The following is an 18,061-nucleotide window of genomic DNA, read 5'->3' as shown; positions in this document are numbered from 1 at the left end:
ATATAACTACAAAACGGGACTCGAAAGAGTCCCTTTTTAAATGCTCTGTTGAGTCGTTTGCTTTACTCGAGCAGACCGAGAAGGCATGAGCCGAACTCAGCCGTATTGTCTCTGTTGACTCTTACGGCCTTGTTGTCCTTAACTTCGATGTAATCTTTGTATTCAGCCTTGCAAACTTCTTTGGTTACTTCGCTCATGTAAAAATAAGTGTAATTGCAGGAATTGCCGTTTGCTTCTACTGTTGCCTCGTAAGATCTGAAAATGTAGTATCGTGAGTCGCTCTGAATGTTATCATAACGGATAGAAACTGTTTGACCGAATGCCGTGATAGTTTCTGATGTACGAGTCTTTTCAAGAACCGTTATCCCGTACTCTTCCTTGGCAGAAGCGACTTGGTCACCGCCTCGTGTAAACAAGTAGTCGCCATAGGCGTTGCCTAAATGAATGAACTTGTAACGGAAGAAAAGTTGGTCGTAAATCCAGGCGGTCATTTCTGATTCAGTATAATCCCAGTCGGTAAAGCTGTTGTCTTCAATAAATAGGCAGTTCTCGGAAATGTCGAAATGGTCGGGAGAGGTTGAACTTTCTTCGTCTTCTTTTACTAAGGAACCATTGATGAACCTGTATCCGGGAAGGACCTCCCATCGAGCTGAAAGATTCCCGTTTTTGCCGCCGACTAGCACGATTTCTTGAAAACCGTCGCCTCGTGCTGCGAGAATCAAAGTGTCTCCGACGAACTGGTAGTCATAAACGAGGTCGCGTTCCCTAGTTTCACCAGTGAATGTGAAAACATCTCCAACGACAGTGCATTCATTCCGCGTGCTTGATAAGTGCGCTGTCATGGTGCTTTGAACATCGTCAATTGTGATTTTTATGGAGGGGTCGGTGCATGAGCCTGCAACTTCTGATTTCTTTTCTGTATTCGTCGGGGTTGAGCTGTCCCCACAGGCGAAAAGGCAAAAACTGCTGGCGATGATAAAAAGATGATGAAAACGCATATATTTCTCGTTTTTTTTGTAAAGAAAGATTGTTGTTACTTTATGTAATATACATTTTTTGGGGATTATCAACTGATTAGACGTGAAAACTGCTGACAAAATGTGAAAATATGCTACTAAAAGTGAAAAAATCTCGATTTAGTAGCATTATGTCTAGATAAATTAAACGAAGTTTGGGCCGATTTCGTATTTGCCTGTTGGGTTTGTGCTACTAAACTCATCGAAATGCGAATTTAGTAGCACGTGAAAAGGCTTTTTGCTCAAAATTTTTGCAGACAAAAGAAATTTTATGCTACTAAAACGGCCAAAATTCAAAATTAGTAGCACCAAATGGCCAAAATCGCATTTATGAGAGCACATTTTTACTAAGTTCTAAGCTGGATTGCCGCGTCCCCCTACAGGGTCCTCGCAATGACATTGTGCCACATGCTATCCACTGCCTACTTCTAACTACCTACCACCTATTACCTAAAACCTAATACCTAACCCATGCTTCACATTCTCAAACACGAACTTCGCTTGATATTCCGGGAGCCTCGCTTCTGGATTCCGTTCATCATCCCGCCGGTGATTCTTGCGGCAAGCCAGGCGATTGCGGTTTCGCGATACGGTGGCGAAATCATGAAGGGCATGGAAGGCTACATGATGCTTTTGCTTGGTTGCCTTATGGCTCCGATGGGTGCACCTTTGGCGGCGGACTCATTCGCGGGCGAGCGTGAACGCAATTCGCTTGAACTTTTGCAGCTTTCTCCAATTGCTCCGGCAAAACTCTTTTGGGGGAAGTTGTTGGCCGTTATTCCGTTCCCGATTATTTTTTCGCTGATGACGCAAGGGGCGTATTGGCTTGGACATCCCGAAATTCCTATGGTTGCCGCTGTGGCTTCGGTTCTCGGTGCACTTTCTGCGGTGTTACTTGTGAATTCATTTACGCTTTCGTTGTCTTTAAAGGCGAAAACGGTGCGGTCGGCAACGCAGCTTTCGCTTTTCTTTGTGGTTCCAATTCTTTTGCTGGTGCAATTGGGGCATGAAATTTTTTTGCAAAGTTTACTCCTTCCGTTAATGATTTTTGCGTTATCTGTAGTGGCTTGTCTCATGATGACTTTTCTGGGCCTGAGAAAATTTGTAAGTTTATAAGAGAAAACTACAAAAGGGAGAAAAAATGAAAAAGCTTTTGCTTGCACTTGGAATGCTTACAATGTTTGCTGTTACCGCTTGTGATGATTCCGCATCAAGTGGCGACAGTAATGATTCTGGCTCGAAATCATCGAGTATATCAAAGGGGAGTTTCCCGCCAAACGGGGATGAAAGTTTCTATTGCATCGTTACGGATGGTAGAAAAGAAGACGGCTCGTACTGGAAACAGATCCGGTTGAATATCCCGAAATACAAAGGCTTTGTGGAAAATTTTACGTTTGACGAGAACGGCAACGGGACGCAGTATTACGAGGATGCCCAATATTATATAACGCCTTATGAAAAAACTGCCATGTGTTTGGAATTCGAAGATGCGATAAAACAACAAGCTCATAAGAGAAACTTTACCGAAACCTATTGCGAAAACGGCGTTTCATATTTTGTTATTAGTTTCCGGAACGTGAATTTGGGATCGCTTAATTCGGCGATTAGTGATTACGAAAGCGATTGTGAAAATTATGAGCGAATGTGGAAAGAAGGTGAATACGACGAGGTCATTGAAAGAAGAACTTTGAGATAAACGAGTATGGAGAAGGCTTCCATGTTAAATGGAAGCCTTCATAAACGGGTAGTTATAAGCCGGGTTCTGTACTCCAAATGTTACCATCGGAGCGATGACCATCTCTCTGGACGAATCGTTACCGACCGCCTCAAGCGACCTACCCGGATATCCAGCTGGCACGGGCCGCACCAGGTTCTTGCGAACGGAATCCTGCTTGGTCTTGCACCGGATGAGGTTTACCATGCCATCCCTGTCACCAGGAATGCGGTGAGCTCTTACCTCGCCGTTTCACCCTTACCGCGCTGAACCGAAATTCAAGCGAGGCGGTTTGCTTTCTGTTGCACTTTCTGTCGCGTTTCCGCGCCTGGACGTTATCCAGCATCATGCCCTGCGGTGCCCGGACTTTCCTCCAGCCGTGAAGCCGGCGGCCATCCGCTACCCGTTTTAAATGTAGAAAATGCGTAACAAATGTTCAAGATATATCTGCGATGTGTGGGTCTGTTGTTTTGGAGATATCCATCGATTTTAAATCTTAATTCTAATTTTCTTCTGCTTGTAAATGGATTGTCCGCCGTTGCAGATGTAGGCGACGGTGCAGACGATGAAGAATGCGGGGAGGCAATTGAATCCGAAAATTTCTCCGGCGATGAGGATGGGGGCCCAGAGCGTGTTGCTTGCGCTTGCGAACACGGCGGCAAAGCCGAGCGCTGCGGAGAGGGCAACGGGCATCCCGAACATGCTTGCGATGAAAATTCCGAAAGTAGCGCCGATGGCGAAAAGCGGGGTGACGACACCGCCGATGAATCCGGCGGAAAGCGTGAGAATTGTAAGGGCGAATTTCAGAATCCAGTCGTACCCGTGAATCCCGGCTACGGTTCCTATCACGTTCTCAGCGGCAGTTCCAACTGCGTCAATGGTTCCGGCAGCGGTTCCAACGGCATTCGCGGCATCACCAGCAGCATTGGCTGAAACAAAACACATATCCAGCAAGTTTGTTCCAAGTCCAGCGTAACGCCCTTGGAAAAACACGAGCAGCAAAGCGCTTATTCCAACGCCCATAATGGCGATTCGCTTGATGTTGTTTGGGAACTTCTTTGCGAAAAAGTTCTGCGAGAGTCCAAGGAGTTTTGCGAATCCGCCGCCGACAATGCCAAACAAAATTCCCATCAGCGCGAGCTTTACGAGGAACTTTCCGTCGAGCGAGCCTTCATTCGTGAAAATGCTTGCCGAGAATCCGCTTGCATCAAGAAGCGAACTTAAATCGACGTTGAACTTGTGGAATCCGAGCACGCTTGCGACTTTGCAGGCGGTGAATGCGGCTGCTGCTGCGGGCAACAATGCGGAAAGTTCCAAATGCCCGACGAGCAATACTTCCAAAGCGAATGCGGTGGCGGCCATTGGGGCTTGGAAAATTCCTGCGAAACCTGCGGCAAGCCCGGTCACGAGCATGATGTGCGCTGCGTTTTCAAATGGCAACTTTTTGCTTATGTTGTACGAAAGTGCGGAACCGATTTGCATGGCTGCCCCTTCGCGGCCAGCGCTTCCGCCAAAGAGTTGTGTAAGCCAAGTGCTCACGGCTGCCATCGGAATGGCGACGAGCGGAAAGTCCGTTTCTTTATTGAGTCCGACGGCGAACACTTGGTCCATGCCGCGTTCCGTCCAGCGACCCCATTTCTTATAAGCGAATGCGATTGCTGCTCCGCCGAGCGCAAGTGCAGGAATAATGTATAGCGGATTTGCGTCGCGGATTGCAGAAAGCCTGTCGCTGATATCGCCGAAGCATGCGGTGAGTGCGCCGATGACTGCGCCGAGCGTGATTCCGATCACTACGAATGTCGGTGTCGCAAGCCACTTGAGCATTTTTTCCTTGATGCGTTCTTTCGCCATCTTCATCATCTGCTCCTTCATTTCGGGGCTGAACTGGTTGAACTGCTGGCTCGCTTTGCTGAAGTCACTGAAATTCATGAGAAATCCTGTAGTTGTGCAACTAAAATTTTTCGTGACAAAAATAGCAAAAAAGAAATTGTGCGGAAGGTCACGTTTTCTTCTGCCGAAAAGCGGATTGAACCCCATAAATTCTAGGAAAACGGGACTTCTAGTTCCGCTTTTTTGTGTGTTGTCAAATGCTCAATCCTTTTACAACGTTCATTAAAAAAAAGAGTTATTTGCGGGTCATCTCGATATATAATTAAGCAAAGGATTGGATTGGTGTATCGCTCAAAATGTATCGCTTAAAATTAAAGGTATATGGAAATGAAATCTTTAGCGAAAGTAGCGCTATGCGGGGTGGGTTTAGGTTTAGTTTTGACCGCTTGCGGTGATGATTCTACGGCATTAACAAGCCCGTTGGGGCCTGATACCAGTGAGGTCAGTTCCGATTCCAATGGCGGCGTTGGTGTTCTTTCTAGTGCGATGGGTTCTGTGCCAGGGCTTTCTTCTGCTGTTGTGGCAACCTCTGCTACTACGCCGGGACAGTCTTCTCCTGCACAGCCGACTTCTTCTGCGGGGCGTGCTGCTCCGGGGTCAAGTGCGTCTGCTCCGACTTCGAGTGCGGCGATTCCTCCGGCATCGAGTGCCACTACGGTTATTCCGCATTTCGAAGGGAATAGTCCGATATTCTTCTCGGAAGTTTCTCCGATGAATGCAAACTTCAAGGACAACGATGGTAACGATCCGGGGTGGGTTGAATTTTACAACTCGTCAGACAAGCCTGTCGATTTGAAGGGTTATGCGTTGACGAACGATTTGTCCGATGCACGTCGCTGGGTTTTTGGCAACGTGAAAGTTCCTGCCAAGAGCTACCTGATTGTGTTCCTTTCGGGCAAGAATTATCCCGATTACATCCTTCCGTCGGATTCTCTCAACATGATGAGTTCGGATTGCAGTTCTGAATCTGCGGCAGGGTCGGGCGGCTTCAATTTCCCTGGCATGGGCGGTGATTGGGGCGGCGGGATGCCTGGCATGGGCGGTAATCCCGGTGGCGGTGCTGGAGGTAACACGTCTGGCAACAATGTCGAAAATTTGCAGGGGAAGTCATCGCTCTGCTTTAACGAAGGCGGTGCTAATCAGGCTGGCGCTGTGATGAAGGTTGCGCAGGGCGGCAGTTATTCGCGTGTGGTGGTCAAGACCGGCAATGCGTCGAAGCTTAGCAAAGTGAACCAGCTTGTGGTCCGCGGCTTCATCACCAAGAATCACAAGATTCGCGTGAATTTCAAGGAAGGTGATTCGCTCAGCAATTGGAGCGGCAAGAACCTTCGCGGTACGGGCGATCTTTCGTCGGTGTATTACGTTCGTTTAGAAGACAATGCAAAAGACCTGAATCGCAACAAAGTAACTGCAACGACTTTTGCGACCGAAACTCAGGGCAGCGAATCTACGACAATCCAGATAACGTCGTATGTCGCTCGCAATCGCGGACACGAACCTCATGCTTCGTTCAAAGTAGGCAAGGATGGCGGTGCGCTGTACTTTATAAATGCCGAAAACGCGATGCTCGACTCCGTGCGTTTCGGAGCCGTTCCGACGAATGCTTCTTGGTCGCGTGACGGTGCCGGCAAGTGGGGCTTTGCGACTCCTTCGCCTTATGGCAATACGTCGGGCGAGGTTTTTGCAGAACAGGTTCAGGTCGCCGAAGTCAATATTCCGCCTTCCGGTTTCTATTCTTCTGCGGTGACAGTGACGTTCCCGGCAGGCACTCGCTGCGAACAGGGCGGTAAGGAACCGACTGCAAATTCACCGGCGGCACAAACGACGATGAACATCAGCTCTACAACTGTATTGCGTTGCCGTACTTATTCTAGCGGCTCTTATCCGAGCGAAGAAATCAACCGCACTTACGTTTTTGAACAGCAGCCATCTCTTGCCGCGATATTCGTGACGACCGATCCGCTTTCGATGTTCAGCCCGGATTCCGGCCTTTACATGACGGGTAATGGTGCTGCAATGATGGATCCGAAGAAGGGCGCGAATTTCTGGAGCAACCGCGAACTCCAGGTTTATGTGGAAATGTTCGAACCGGGTAAGCCCAAGACTCCTGCGTTTGGCATCATGGGCGATTACAAGATTACGGGGCAGTATAGCCGTGCAAAAGAAAAGAAGTCTTTTGCTATCACGTTGCGTGAGGAATACGGCGACAAACGCTTGAAATACCCGCTGTTCCCGGATCATCCGGAACTCACGAAGTTCAAGGCTTTCTCGCTCAGGAACTTCGGTAACAACAGTGGTGACGACTATTTGCGCGACCGTCTGGGCACCTCGATGACGGATGGTCTTGGCGTGGATTATCAGCGTGGCCGTTACGTTATCGTGTATTACAATGGCAAGTATTACGGCATCCATGACTTGCGCGAACGCAACAACGAATACTATTACGAAACCAAGTACGGTTACGACCCGAACGATATCGACCTTCTTGAAACGTCTGCCAGCGGTACAGATGAGGCGAGCACAGGTTCTTCTGCAGATTACAAGGCTATGATTGAATGGCTGCGTAGCAACAGTCTCTCGTCTGATGCCAACTACAAGAAGGTTGCGGACCAGATTGATATCGACAACTATATCAATTACATGCAGGCAGAAATGTTCTTGAACAATAGTGACTGGCCACATAACAACATAAAGAAGTGGCGTGTTGCAAGCCAGAAAACCAAGTGGAAATGGTTCCTGTACGATACGGACTTTGGCTTTGGTGTGTCATACAATACGCAGAACGGCAACGTATTCAGCTACGTGACTAACGAAAACGGTACAAACGGTATGGGAGGCTTCAACTTTGGCGACTTCGGTGGTGGCATGGGTGGAGACTTCGGTGGTGGCATGGGCGGCGATTTCCCGGGCATGGGTGGTGGCAACTGGGGCGGCGGCATGGGCGGTCAGCAACCGCAGATGGCTGTAGGTGCTTCGACCTCCGTGCATACGATTCTCATGATTCGTTTGCTCGAGAACGAGGGCTTCAAGAATGCTTTCATCAACCGCTTTAGCGTGCTCCTTTCGATGAACTTCTCTGCAGAAAGGCTCCTGAAGCGCATTAACGAATTGCAGTCGCAGGTGGAATCCGAAATGGCTCGCGATCAGCAATTCTGGAACTATAATGCTTCTAGCATGAGCAACAACTTGCAAACTATAAAGAATTTCGCTCAGTCGCGTCAGGCTACGGTTCGTGAGCAGATGGAGTCTCATTTCTCGTTAAGTTCGCCAGTTGAAATGACGATTAGCTCGCAGGGTTCGGGTACAGTTCTCGTAGATGGCCTCCCGCTGGATCAATCGTCGATGCGGTTGACGTTCTACACGGGAGTGTCGGTGACGCTTACGGCAAGGGCCGGCTCCGGGGCAACGTTCACGGGCTGGAGCGACGGCGTGACGGATGCGACCCGCAAGGTGAATCCGGGCGAAGTGACCTCGCTTACCGCCGTGTTCAAGTAATCGGAATCGCTGCTGATTTAAATTTCATCCATAGAACATTGAAGGCTAAACGGAAAATCCGCTTAGCCTTTTTGTTTTTGAACAGAAAAAAATCCCAAATGACATGTTTTGGCAATTGTAGGATGTATATTTGAAAGGCGTCTTGTGAAAGGGCTTTATAGTTGAAAAAAAATAATAGAGTTTTTTAGAGAGAATTTAGTTGTATGTTGCATTTAAAATTTGCATTGAACTTGGAGCATCTCGCCGACGAGATGATTGAGCAAATATCTAGCTGTTGGAGCAATCCTTTTGAATCGCCGTTGGTCATTTTTCCGGATTCTAAGCTGGAGCAATGGTTCCAATTGCGTTGGGTAAAGAAAAAGGGTGTGTTGGCGAACTTTAATAAACGCAGCATCGACAAGTTCTTGTTCGATATTTTAGTGGGTGATGACAAGCGGAAAAAAAAGCTTTCTTCCGAAATGCTCGCAAATGTCATCATGGCGGATTTGCTTGGCAAGGATGGAGATTACGGATCTTTGGATAAAACGGGGCAAATCGCCAAATATTTGACGACGGCAGACGGCAAACTTGATGCTGGCAGGCTTTATGACTTTGCGAATAAGCTTGCCGGATTGTTCTTGGAATACGAAATCAGTCGCCCCAGTCAATATCTCCTCGGTTCGGATGGCAAAATGGCGGAGGGCATTCTCGATTGCTGGTCTCAAGAATTGCTTAGAAAAGGCGAGCCGTTAAAGGATTTCTTTGTTAAAAAGACGAAGAAAGGGAAATTTGAACCTGTTGATAATGAGCCTTGGGAAAGAGCTTTATATTCGAGTATTTTCCATAATGCTGATGGTGCAAATGGCAAATCTTTGTTGACCCGCGTTTTTGAAGAAGCCGACAGCGAGCCGGATCCAGAAAAAAAGGTCAAATACTTGACGCTTCCGTTCCTTTATAAAGACTGTTTGGACGCATCGGGATCTCCGACGTTCCACTATAAATCCAAGGCTCCTGTTTTTATTTTGGGCTTGTCAGGTATGGGACAGTTTTACAGAGTCGTGTTGCGTGAATTTGCCAAACAGCACGATGTGTTCGCCTATATCCAGAATCCCTGCATGGAATTTTGGGAAGATCTCGAAACGTTAAAAGTGGGGACTTCAAAAATAGCCCCGAAGATTTCGACAACGCTCGAAAATGATAAAATTGCGGAATCCGAAGATTTTGCTTCGGCATACGAAAATAAGCTTCTTCGCGACTGGGGCAAGGCTGGCCGTGACAATATCAAGCTTTGGTGCTTGGCTGATGATTATACGACATGTGAATTCCCTGAAGGTGAACAAGAGAAACTGTTAAACGAAGATGTGGAATCGCCAAAGAGCCTTTTGAATGCGGTTCAAAATCTGGTCGCGAATCGCCGCAATAAATTTGAAGACTCTTTGTTCAAAAAAAGTGCGGACGATAATTCTATTACGGTGATGGCAGCTCCGAGCAAACTCCGCGAAGTTGAGGCTTTGCATTCGTCCATTTGCAAGTTGCTTTTGGAAGGTGTCAGCGTTCGCGATATTTTGGTCATGTCTCCGAATTTGCAGGAATATGTTCCTTACATTTACCAGATTTTTGATCAGGCGAAGATTGCTGCGGAAAACGGCGACAAGTCGATAGTTCATATTCCTTATACGGTCGTCGATTCCGTATCCAAGGAATCTCTGGTGGGTTCTTTAATCAAGACGCTTTTCCGAATTCGCTCGAACAAGGCCGTGTCCCGTCCAGACTTTTTCAGTTTGGTGCGCAATCCTGTCGTCCAGGCGGCTCGTGGTATCAACTCCGATATTGTCTCTATCTGGGAACATTGGATTACGGAGATGAATGTTTATCGCGATAGGCCGGGCAAGGAACTTGGCAGCGAACCTTGGCTCTGGGGGGCGAAGAGAATGCTGTTGGCGAGGCTCACGTCCGAAGTGCAGACGATTGAAGGTTGCGTTTATACGCCATACGCAGATATCAATAGCTCTAATGATTCTATCTTGTTGAAGTTTGTCGAGGTCGTTGAGGATCTTGAAAAGTGGACAAACGCTTTCGAAGATGGCCTCCATAAAGATGATGTCGAGATGTTGCTCGAAATGCTCAACGGCTGGGCGAAAATGAAAAATTCTGCCGAGGAACTGATGAGCGAGCGTGCTGCCTATGGCGAAGTATGCAAGGCTATTTATTGCTTGAGGTATTTCTATTTTGCGGGGGCTAATTCAATTCCTTTGGAAATTGTAAAGGAATGTCTGGTGCAGGCTTCGGCTGTTTTGGAATATAGTTTTGGCAATTTGTTTGTGAACGGTGTTACGTTTATGAAGTTTGCACCGAACAGGATTATTCCTGTAAAGCACTTGTTCTTCTTGGGGGCCGATGCAGACCATTTCCCCAAGGATGACTCGTTCGATACTTTGGATTTGCGCAGGTTAGTGCGTCCATGGCCGGGCGACGATTCTAGCATTAGCCGTAATCGTTATGCATTCTTGTGCCAGCTGATGTGTACATCCGAAGGAGTCCATATCAGTTACCAGAACATAAATTTGGCCAAGGACAGCGAAATTTATCCATCGCCGATTATCAATGATTTGAAAAACTTTATTGCTGGTTTTGCTGAGCCTCTCAAGGACGAAAACGGGCGTGAATTGGACGCTTTGCCTACAGAAGAGATTCCTCTCGACGAAACACGCGCTAATGAGAATATTTTCACGAGACGCGGTCGCAGGTATCGCGAATCGATTGCTTGCATGAAAAATTTAGCGGATAGTTCTTTGAATAACGAGGACGTTATAAGCGATTCTGCGGAAAAAACTGCGGAGACCCAATATCCCGATAAAGTTTCGGTTTCGCAGTTGAAATCGTATTTGAACGATCCCTTCCAGTTTTACGTGAATCGCATTTTGCATCTTGAAAATGTCGATGAGGATCCGACTGAAGAAGCCGTGGAACCTATCAGCTTGAACAAACTGGATGAAAGCGCTTTCTTGAAGGATGCTATTCATATAGAACGTGGCTTGCACAAAGACTATAAAGATGTGAAGACGTATTTCGCTGGACTGCAAAATCAGGGGAATATTCCGTTTGGCCGCTTTGGCGATGGTGTTGTCGATAAAATAAAAGAACGGGCTAATGCTATAAATAATGAAATTGAACAACTCTTCTCGGCTAATGAGTATGATTGCAAGTCTATGGAACTGAATGAATGCATTACGCTCGATGTCAATAAAAGCTTTATCTTGCAAGGGAATGTCCCGTTTGTCTTTGTTTCAAAGGCTGACGAGAAAAAATGCGTCATTGTAGAAATTTGCAATTCCAAAAGCATCGGCATTTATAGATTTTTGTCTTCGTATATTGTTGCGTTGGGCTTGCTTGCTTCCCAAAAAATGGCGGAGATTGATTTGTGTGTGTCGAATGGCGATTCCGAAAAGAACCCTGACGAAAAAATATGCCATTTGAATGTATCAGCTTCGGCTGCAAAAGAAAAATTGGTCACCATTTACAAAAATGCTTTTGTCGAATGCAAAAAAAATATTTTGCCGATCGATCTAGTCGTCAAGTCGTTAGAGTCCTTTGATGATCTTCATTCTGCGTTGGATGATGGGTTTGGTCATGGCGCCTGGGCCTATTTTGGCGGAAAAGATCTCTTTATTGGTGACTTGGAGCGGTATTCGGGGTATTCTGCGAATTCCTTCAGCAAAGATTGGACTAAGGCTTGTGAAAAGCAAATTAAACTTGTCGAAGATTTAGCAGATAAATTTAAAGCGAGAGCGTAATATGATGGATAACTGTAATATGGATGGCTTGAAACCTTTTGAAATAGGCAATTTTAATCCCGAATTGGATCAGTATATTCAGGCCTCGGCTGGCACGGGAAAGACTTTTACGATTCGCAAAATTTCTGCTGAACTCGTTAAAAGGGAAATCCCTCTTTCGGACGTGCTGTTTGTGACTTACACTGACAAGGCGGCGGGCGAAATGCGTGCCCGAATTCGCGAAGAAATGAACGAATGTTTGTCTAAGGCCGATGCAAAAACGCGACCGCTGTTTGAACGCGCTTGCCAAGATGTCGATAAGGCGGTCATCGGGACGATTCATTCGTTCTGCCGCAAGACACTCCATGATTTTGCTTACGAAGCGAATGTTCCGTTCGATATGGAAAATGCGGACTATCAAGCGGCCCAGGTCATCATTGATAAAGCGATTCGCGATGAATGGGAAGAGGAAATCTGCAATTTGGCAGTAAAAAAATCCTTGCCCGAAGATGTCGAAGAAATCAAGTCGATGCTGGTGAGCGCGTTGAAGAGTTATTCTCCTGAGAAAACACCCGTGCTCCCGCCTAGAAACATTCTGGAATGGATTGAACAGAACCCGGAAGCGAAAAAGCATTGGGCTTTTCTGAATGAAAATTTGCAAGCAGAATTTGTTGTGGCGAAAGGGAAAGGTAAAAATACTTGTTCCGTTTCTTCCCTTGTTGGCGAAATAAAGGCTTGGTCTAGTGGAGTCTTGTTCAAATTAGGGACTTCTTTGGTGTCGGCATCTGATTCCGAATTGAGAAAATCTCTTGAGTATTTTTTCAGTATCCGTGATGGAAAAAAGATAAAGTTGATGCCGGAGCATGAAATTGCTCGATATGTTTTCTTGAACGAAAAAACGAAAATTCTTTACGAACGCTGGCAGCAAGAAAAGAAGTATCAGAAGGAGCAATCCTTCGATGACATGATTTCTGCGGTGCGTGAAGCCGTGTGTCCGGGTGGAAAAATGCCCGACAATCCGACTTTCCTTTGCAAAAAAATACGTGGAGCGTATAAAATTGCGATTATAGATGAGTTTCAGGATACCAACGAATACCAGTGGAATATTTTTGATACTGTGTTCCTCAAGAGTGCGAACAACCACCTGATTGTCGTGGGCGACCCGAAACAGTCTATTTACAGTTTCCAAGGGGCCGACTTGCAGGTTTATCGCCGGGCAAGGCAGTGTATCGGCAACGGTAGCGAACTCGATACCAATTTCCGCTCTTCGGTTTCGATGATTAAGGCCTGCAATTTGATTTTCAAGGTGGGCGATGATTCTCGAAATCCGTTTTTGCCGAAGGGCGATTTTAAGGATTCCAATTTCCCCAAGGATGTTAAGAATCAACGCAGAAACGCTTTGCTGAATGGAGTGGAAACGGCTCCAATCTGGGTTTCGCCGATTGTCCCCCGCAAGGGCTATGCCCGTTTTGCTGTTCAAAAAATTATTGATTGCTGCAGGGTTCAGGATGGGAAAACGGCCTTGCAGATTTTTGACCGAGGTGCGTCTGAACCGCGAAATGTCAATTATTCCGACTTTGCTGTCTTGGGCCGCACAAGGCCCGAAATGGATGAAATCAAGAAATGCCTTGCAGAAGTGGGTATCCCTTTTGTACTTTACAAAGATGCCTCCCTTTTTGATTCTAGGGAATGTTCGGAATGGATTGCTGTTTTGAGGATGCTTGCCGCGCCGGATTTGGGTGGGTATAACAGAAAGCTAGTGAATAGCGTTTTTGTGACGGATTTTTTCGGGAAGGATTTGAACAAGCTCGAAGACGACCCTCAAAAAAATGCAGGAGAAAAAGTCCGCTTGATGATCGAATCGTGGCGGCAACTTGCGTCGAAAAAATGCTGGACGGAACTTCAGGAACAGATTTACGAAGATACGCAAGTTGAAAAGTTTTTGAGCACGCCGTCGAGGCTCCAGGATTTGATGAAGCTACGCCAAATCGGTAACTACATTTTTGGCTACTTGTACGAAAAAAAGGCGACGCTGCAACAGGCGATAAAGCATTTGGAAACTTTGTCCAAAGATAGCAGAATGGCCAGTGACGAAGAAAAGAATATTGTCGCCAAGGGAACCGATTTTAAGGCTGTGCGACTCATGACGATTCATGCGTCCAAGGGGCTGGAATTCCCGGTTGTCATTTCGTGCGCAGGGGACAAGGGCGTTAACGATAAGGTTAGTGGTCCTTTTGTTTTTAGCGTGGATGGCGAAGCCGTTGATGGGGGAGAAGATGTTGTTCAAAAGAAATATTTTGGCTATGATGATACGTCTAAAAAAATGCGTCAGAGCGAAGAAATCGAAGAATGGCACCGTTTGCTTTATGTGGATTACACGCGTGCCTCTTCGCTTTTGATTTTGCCGCAATACGATAGATGGTTTGTCTGCGAGAAGGATCCTGATAATAGCCGAAAAAATCTCAAGGTCATTCGCTATAATCTGGTGATGAATAAGCTAAAGCTTGGAGCCGATGGCTGTGAAATTATCGATGAAAAAAATCCATGGTCTTATCTTGCGTTTGCCCACCGTGAAATTTGCAAAGACGATGTGAATGTGGAATTTGCAAAAAAATGTGAAGGTGGCGAAGGGGCAAAATATGCAACCCTGTGTAATTGGGATGGCGCATGGGGAATCGATGGCCTTGGGGAAATTGTTCGTGAACAGCTCGCGTTCTTCAATAAGGATGAAAAACCTGATACTACGGAATTGCCGAGTATGGAAACGATTGGACAAGTTTGCAAAGCGATAAAGGAATCGACTTTGTACCAGCATTCCTATTCTTCGATTGGGGATAAGGCTTCCGGTGTCGAAATTCAATCGTCTGATGGCGAATTGCAGAATAAAGCGGGCGAGGAACCCGAAGAAGATGCGGACTTGAATAGTTCTGAAATTTTCGATGACTACCCGCGTGGTTCCCTTTTGGGCGATGCACTCCATGCTGTGTTTGAACATCTTGAATTTAATCGTATTGGAAATTTGACGCTTGAAGAGGCTGAAAGTGATTTGGAACTCCAAGGCTTGATTGAAAGTTCATTCTTGTCGCAGGGGTTGCCTATCGGCAAGCATCCCAGTTGGATGAAACGGACGGTCGGGATTGTCTGGAATACGATGAATGCGGTGTTTCCCGAAATTCATGGAACAGAAAAGACCGGCAACGGGTTCAGCCTCAAAAATCTGGAGGCGTCGGAACGTCTTGCCGAAATGGAATTTCGCCTGAAAGCGGACAAAGACGAAAATGAAAGCATGGACGAAGACTTTCTCAAGACGTTCTGCAAGGGCTTTATGGATTTGGTCTTTGTGCAAAAAGACGGCGACAAGGAATATTACTCTGTTTTGGACTGGAAGTCGAATCGTCTCGACAAATATGATAGAGATGCCTCTTTTGAAGCGGTGAAGAAACATTATTCGATCCAGATGATACTTTATTCTTATTGCTTGATACAGTGGCTGAGCAGCATTTTGCATAAAAAGCTGGAAGACGTGTTCAATGAAAACTTCGGCGGCATTTACTATGTGTTTGCTCGTGGCTGCGTGGCTCACGATAGCAGCGGCATTTATGCCCATACATGGCCGTCTTTTGAAAAATTGCAAGCAGACTATACAGAAGTGAAAAAATTAATGCTCGTTTCTCGTTCGACAAGGAGAAAAAAATGATCAAAGAAGAAATGTTGAATTTGTTGAATGGCTCTCCCAGCGATTTTTTCAAGTTGCTGTTGGAAATGCGAGGAACATCTCCGTTAAACGAAAAACTTGTTAGCCTTCTGATGGAATTGCGTCAGGGCGAGCCGTATTCCGATAATGCTCAAAAGTTGCTTCATATCTTTTTCTCGCTTTCTAGTGACGGCAATACGCGTATTTCACTGATTTCAGATACTTTGTTCTTGAAATGGAAAACGAAATGGGACGGCCTAGTAGTTCTCGCTTCGAATGGAGCTGACAATGTTCAAGAATTCTTGTCGGCAGAAGATTTTAAAGGCGTTATCGAGGCTGGCTGCAAAGATTTGATTCAAAATGTCGAACGTCCTTTGGTTGTCGAGTACCAAAAAGATAAAGATGGAAATCCGGCACCGTTTTTATATACGGAAAAATATTTGCAATCCAAGAACATCATTGAAAAGTGCTTTAGGAAAGGGACTGCGGATTGTGTTTTCAACGGAGCGGCTGGCAAATCTGTTGATGGAAAAATTGGTGAAACTATTGAAGCGATGGTGGCTCCAAGCGATCCCGTTTTCAAGTTAAAAGAGGCTCAGCTTGAATCAATTGTCAAAGGGCAAAAGCAAAACTTGATTATTACGGGCGGTCCGGGAACAGGCAAGACGACCGTCGTGTTCTTTTTGCTTTGGAATTTGCTGGACAAGAATAAGCAAATGCGTGAATGGAATATCCATTTTGCAGCTCCGAGCGGCAAGGCTGCGGACCGTTTGCGTGAAAGTATTGAAGAGAACGTTGCCATGCTGACTCCGGTTGCCCAAAAGGATCCTGTGGTTGAACATCTAAAAAATATCGATAGCTATACGACATTGCACCGCCTTTTGAGTTATAATCCGCAAACCAACAGCTTCCGCTATAGCTCCAAAAACCGTTTCCCGGAAAAGTCGATTTTTGTAATAGACGAAGCGAGTATGATCGACTTGTCGCTCTTTGCTTCGTTTATGCAGGCTTTGCCTCAAAAGGATTATCGGCTTTACGTTCTTGGCGACAAAGACCAGTTGCCCTCGGTGGATGCCGGTGCTGTTTTAGGCGAAATTCTTGATTTGGATAAAGGAAGTGTTGTTGAATTGACGGAATCGAATCGTTTCGATAAAAATTCAAATGTGGGGAGACTTTCGCAGTTTATACAGAAAAAGTTACACGAAGATGAACTCCAGTTTGATTTGACGTGGACGCAATGGAATGGTAAAAAAGCTCTTTGGACGGGTAAAATAGACGAGGTCAATTTTATCCAGTTTGGAGATGGCAAAAAGGCTTTGCCCAAGGCCGACGAAGAAAAAGAAATTCAGGAATTTCTGGACTGTTGGACTGAAAAATTCTACCGCCAGACGGATCGCGATTTGTGTTCTGTTGCTAAAAAAATTCGTCCGAACCTTACTGATAAAAATTATAAGGAACAAGGGTTTTCGCAAAAGGATTGGAAAGTAGAATGTTCCAATCGCGAAACCTTGTGGAATCTGTCCGATAAAGCTCGCGTTTTGTCGGCGGAACGTCGTGGGTTGCGGGGTGTCGATAGTTTGAACAGAATGGTTGTCAAGTCTCTTGGCTTTAATGAGTACGCTCCGTTTGACGGAAAATTGATGATTTTGACAAAAAACCAGTCTTATTTTGATTTGTACAACGGCGATTCAGGCATTTTGGTGAATTGCGAAACACGCCCGATGTTGATGCTTAAGCGAAAAGGCGGCTTTGTGTTTTATCCGCTTTCGATGTTGCCAAGCGACTGCATAGAAAGCGCTTTTGCGATTACCATCCATAAGTCGCAGGGGTCCGGCTATCCGAACATCTTGATGTTCTTGCCCACGCGTAAAGGCCATCCACTTTTGAACCGTCAAATCCTTTATACGGGAGTGACTCGCACCAAAAAGCAAAGCCTTACGATTGTGGCTACACCCGATACGTTCAAAGCTGCTTGCGAAACTATCATTGAACGTGATACAGGGATAGAACTATAAAACTAATTTCTAATATTTTATTTGAGTTGTAATTGTAGTGTTGGGATAAAGGAGTTCAGAATGAGACCGTTTGGAATGAACAGCGTCATTGCGAGCGAAAAAAAGTCATTGTAAGCCACACTTGCTCCGAGCGTCAGCGTGGGAGGCTAGCGAAGCAATCTCTGCTAGCTCTTTTCTTGTCCATAGCCCTCGTCGCCTGTGGCGGCGACAGCACTGCATCCGCGAATGACGACGAATTTTCATCGTCATCTTGGACCCTATCGTCCCCTTCGGCAGGCTCAGGGACAAGCGACTCTAGGGTGACAGAAGCGATAGGATCTAGCAGCAGTAAAAAAGCGGTGTCCAGTATAACGCGGCGGTTTGAATGAGACGATTTGTCGGTTTAAATGAGACAAAAATTAAAAGGTGTAACGAAAGTTACACCTTTTTGCTTGAATTACTATAGATGATTTAAATAGTAAACCAAGCAGATCCACCATAAGTAT

The 18,061-nt window shown here is 46.1% G+C and carries 8 protein-coding genes and 1 other RNA gene; 6 read left to right on the top strand and 3 right to left on the bottom strand.

Going from position 1 to position 18,061, the window contains the following annotated elements; genetic code table 11:
* Positions 1 to 62: 62 nt before the first annotated feature.
* The gene (locus IKG78_RS05690; RefSeq protein ID WP_290940692.1) at positions 63 to 998 is read right to left on the bottom strand and encodes a hypothetical protein; all 936 of its coding nucleotides are present in this window, start codon (positions 996 to 998) and stop codon (positions 63 to 65) included.
* 489 nt (positions 999 to 1,487) lie between these two features.
* Between IKG78_RS05690 and IKG78_RS05685 the strand changes: the two genes are divergently transcribed.
* The gene (locus tag IKG78_RS05685) at positions 1,488 to 2,132 is read left to right on the top strand and encodes an ABC transporter permease (protein ID WP_290940689.1); all 645 of its coding nucleotides are present in this window, start codon (positions 1,488 to 1,490) and stop codon (positions 2,130 to 2,132) included.
* A gap of 25 nt (positions 2,133 to 2,157) precedes the next feature.
* On the top strand, positions 2,158 to 2,712 hold the full coding sequence (locus tag IKG78_RS05680) for a hypothetical protein (RefSeq protein ID WP_290940686.1): 555 nt from the start codon (positions 2,158 to 2,160) through the stop codon (positions 2,710 to 2,712).
* Positions 2,713 to 2,751: 39 nt separating this feature from the next.
* Here the strand turns inward: IKG78_RS05680 and rnpB are convergent.
* Together rnpB and IKG78_RS05670 are read right to left on the bottom strand one after the other, a co-directional pair.
* An RNA gene (gene rnpB / locus IKG78_RS05675) (RNase P RNA component class A) lies at positions 2,752 to 3,138 on the bottom strand.
* A gap of 81 nt (positions 3,139 to 3,219) precedes the next feature.
* Positions 3,220 to 4,659 carry a chloride channel protein gene (locus IKG78_RS05670; RefSeq protein WP_290940682.1) on the bottom strand — a complete coding sequence of 480 codons (1,440 nt, stop codon included), beginning with the start codon at positions 4,657 to 4,659 and terminating at the stop codon, positions 3,220 to 3,222.
* A gap of 288 nt (positions 4,660 to 4,947) precedes the next feature.
* Between IKG78_RS05670 and IKG78_RS05665 the strand changes: the two genes are divergently transcribed.
* From IKG78_RS05665 to IKG78_RS05650, 4 genes are all read left to right on the top strand, one after another.
* Positions 4,948 to 8,115, top strand: coding sequence for a CotH kinase family protein (locus tag IKG78_RS05665; RefSeq protein ID WP_290940679.1), 3,168 nt, complete (start codon positions 4,948 to 4,950; stop codon positions 8,113 to 8,115).
* Positions 8,116 to 8,318: 203 nt separating this feature from the next.
* Positions 8,319 to 11,888, top strand: coding sequence for an exodeoxyribonuclease V subunit gamma (locus tag IKG78_RS05660; RefSeq protein WP_290940676.1), 3,570 nt, complete (start codon positions 8,319 to 8,321; stop codon positions 11,886 to 11,888).
* Between the two features lies 1 nt (position 11,889).
* Positions 11,890 to 15,564: a UvrD-helicase domain-containing protein gene (locus tag IKG78_RS05655; RefSeq protein WP_290940673.1), complete on the top strand. Its 3,675-nt coding sequence runs from the start codon at positions 11,890 to 11,892 to the stop codon at positions 15,562 to 15,564.
* Positions 15,561 to 17,576, top strand: a complete 2,016-nt coding sequence (locus IKG78_RS05650; RefSeq protein ID WP_290940669.1) for an AAA family ATPase — start codon at positions 15,561 to 15,563, stop codon at positions 17,574 to 17,576. The genes IKG78_RS05655 and IKG78_RS05650 overlap by 4 nt, the downstream gene beginning before the upstream one ends.
* The last annotated feature ends 485 nt before the right edge of the window (positions 17,577 to 18,061 follow it).

This window comes from Fibrobacter sp. (genome assembly GCF_017545445.1).
Taxonomy (GTDB): domain Bacteria; phylum Fibrobacterota; class Fibrobacteria; order Fibrobacterales; family Fibrobacteraceae; genus Fibrobacter.
Note: the sequence above shows the minus strand (reverse complement) of the source record. Positions and strands in the feature narration are given on the sequence as shown.

Coding starts and splice junctions, on each gene's coding strand:
- IKG78_RS05685 (WP_290940689.1), top strand. CDS start 1,488: ATGCTTCACATTCTCAAACACGAACTTCGCTTGATATTCCGGGAGCCT.
- IKG78_RS05690 (WP_290940692.1), bottom strand. CDS start 998: ATGCGTTTTCATCATCTTTTTATCATCGCCAGCAGTTTTTGCCTTTTC.
- IKG78_RS05660 (WP_290940676.1), top strand. CDS start 8,319: ATGTTGCATTTAAAATTTGCATTGAACTTGGAGCATCTCGCCGACGAG.
- IKG78_RS05680 (WP_290940686.1), top strand. CDS start 2,158: ATGAAAAAGCTTTTGCTTGCACTTGGAATGCTTACAATGTTTGCTGTT.
- IKG78_RS05655 (WP_290940673.1), top strand. CDS start 11,890: ATGATGGATAACTGTAATATGGATGGCTTGAAACCTTTTGAAATAGGC.
- IKG78_RS05670 (WP_290940682.1), bottom strand. CDS start 4,659: ATGAATTTCAGTGACTTCAGCAAAGCGAGCCAGCAGTTCAACCAGTTC.
- IKG78_RS05650 (WP_290940669.1), top strand. CDS start 15,561: ATGATCAAAGAAGAAATGTTGAATTTGTTGAATGGCTCTCCCAGCGAT.
- IKG78_RS05665 (WP_290940679.1), top strand. CDS start 4,948: ATGAAATCTTTAGCGAAAGTAGCGCTATGCGGGGTGGGTTTAGGTTTA.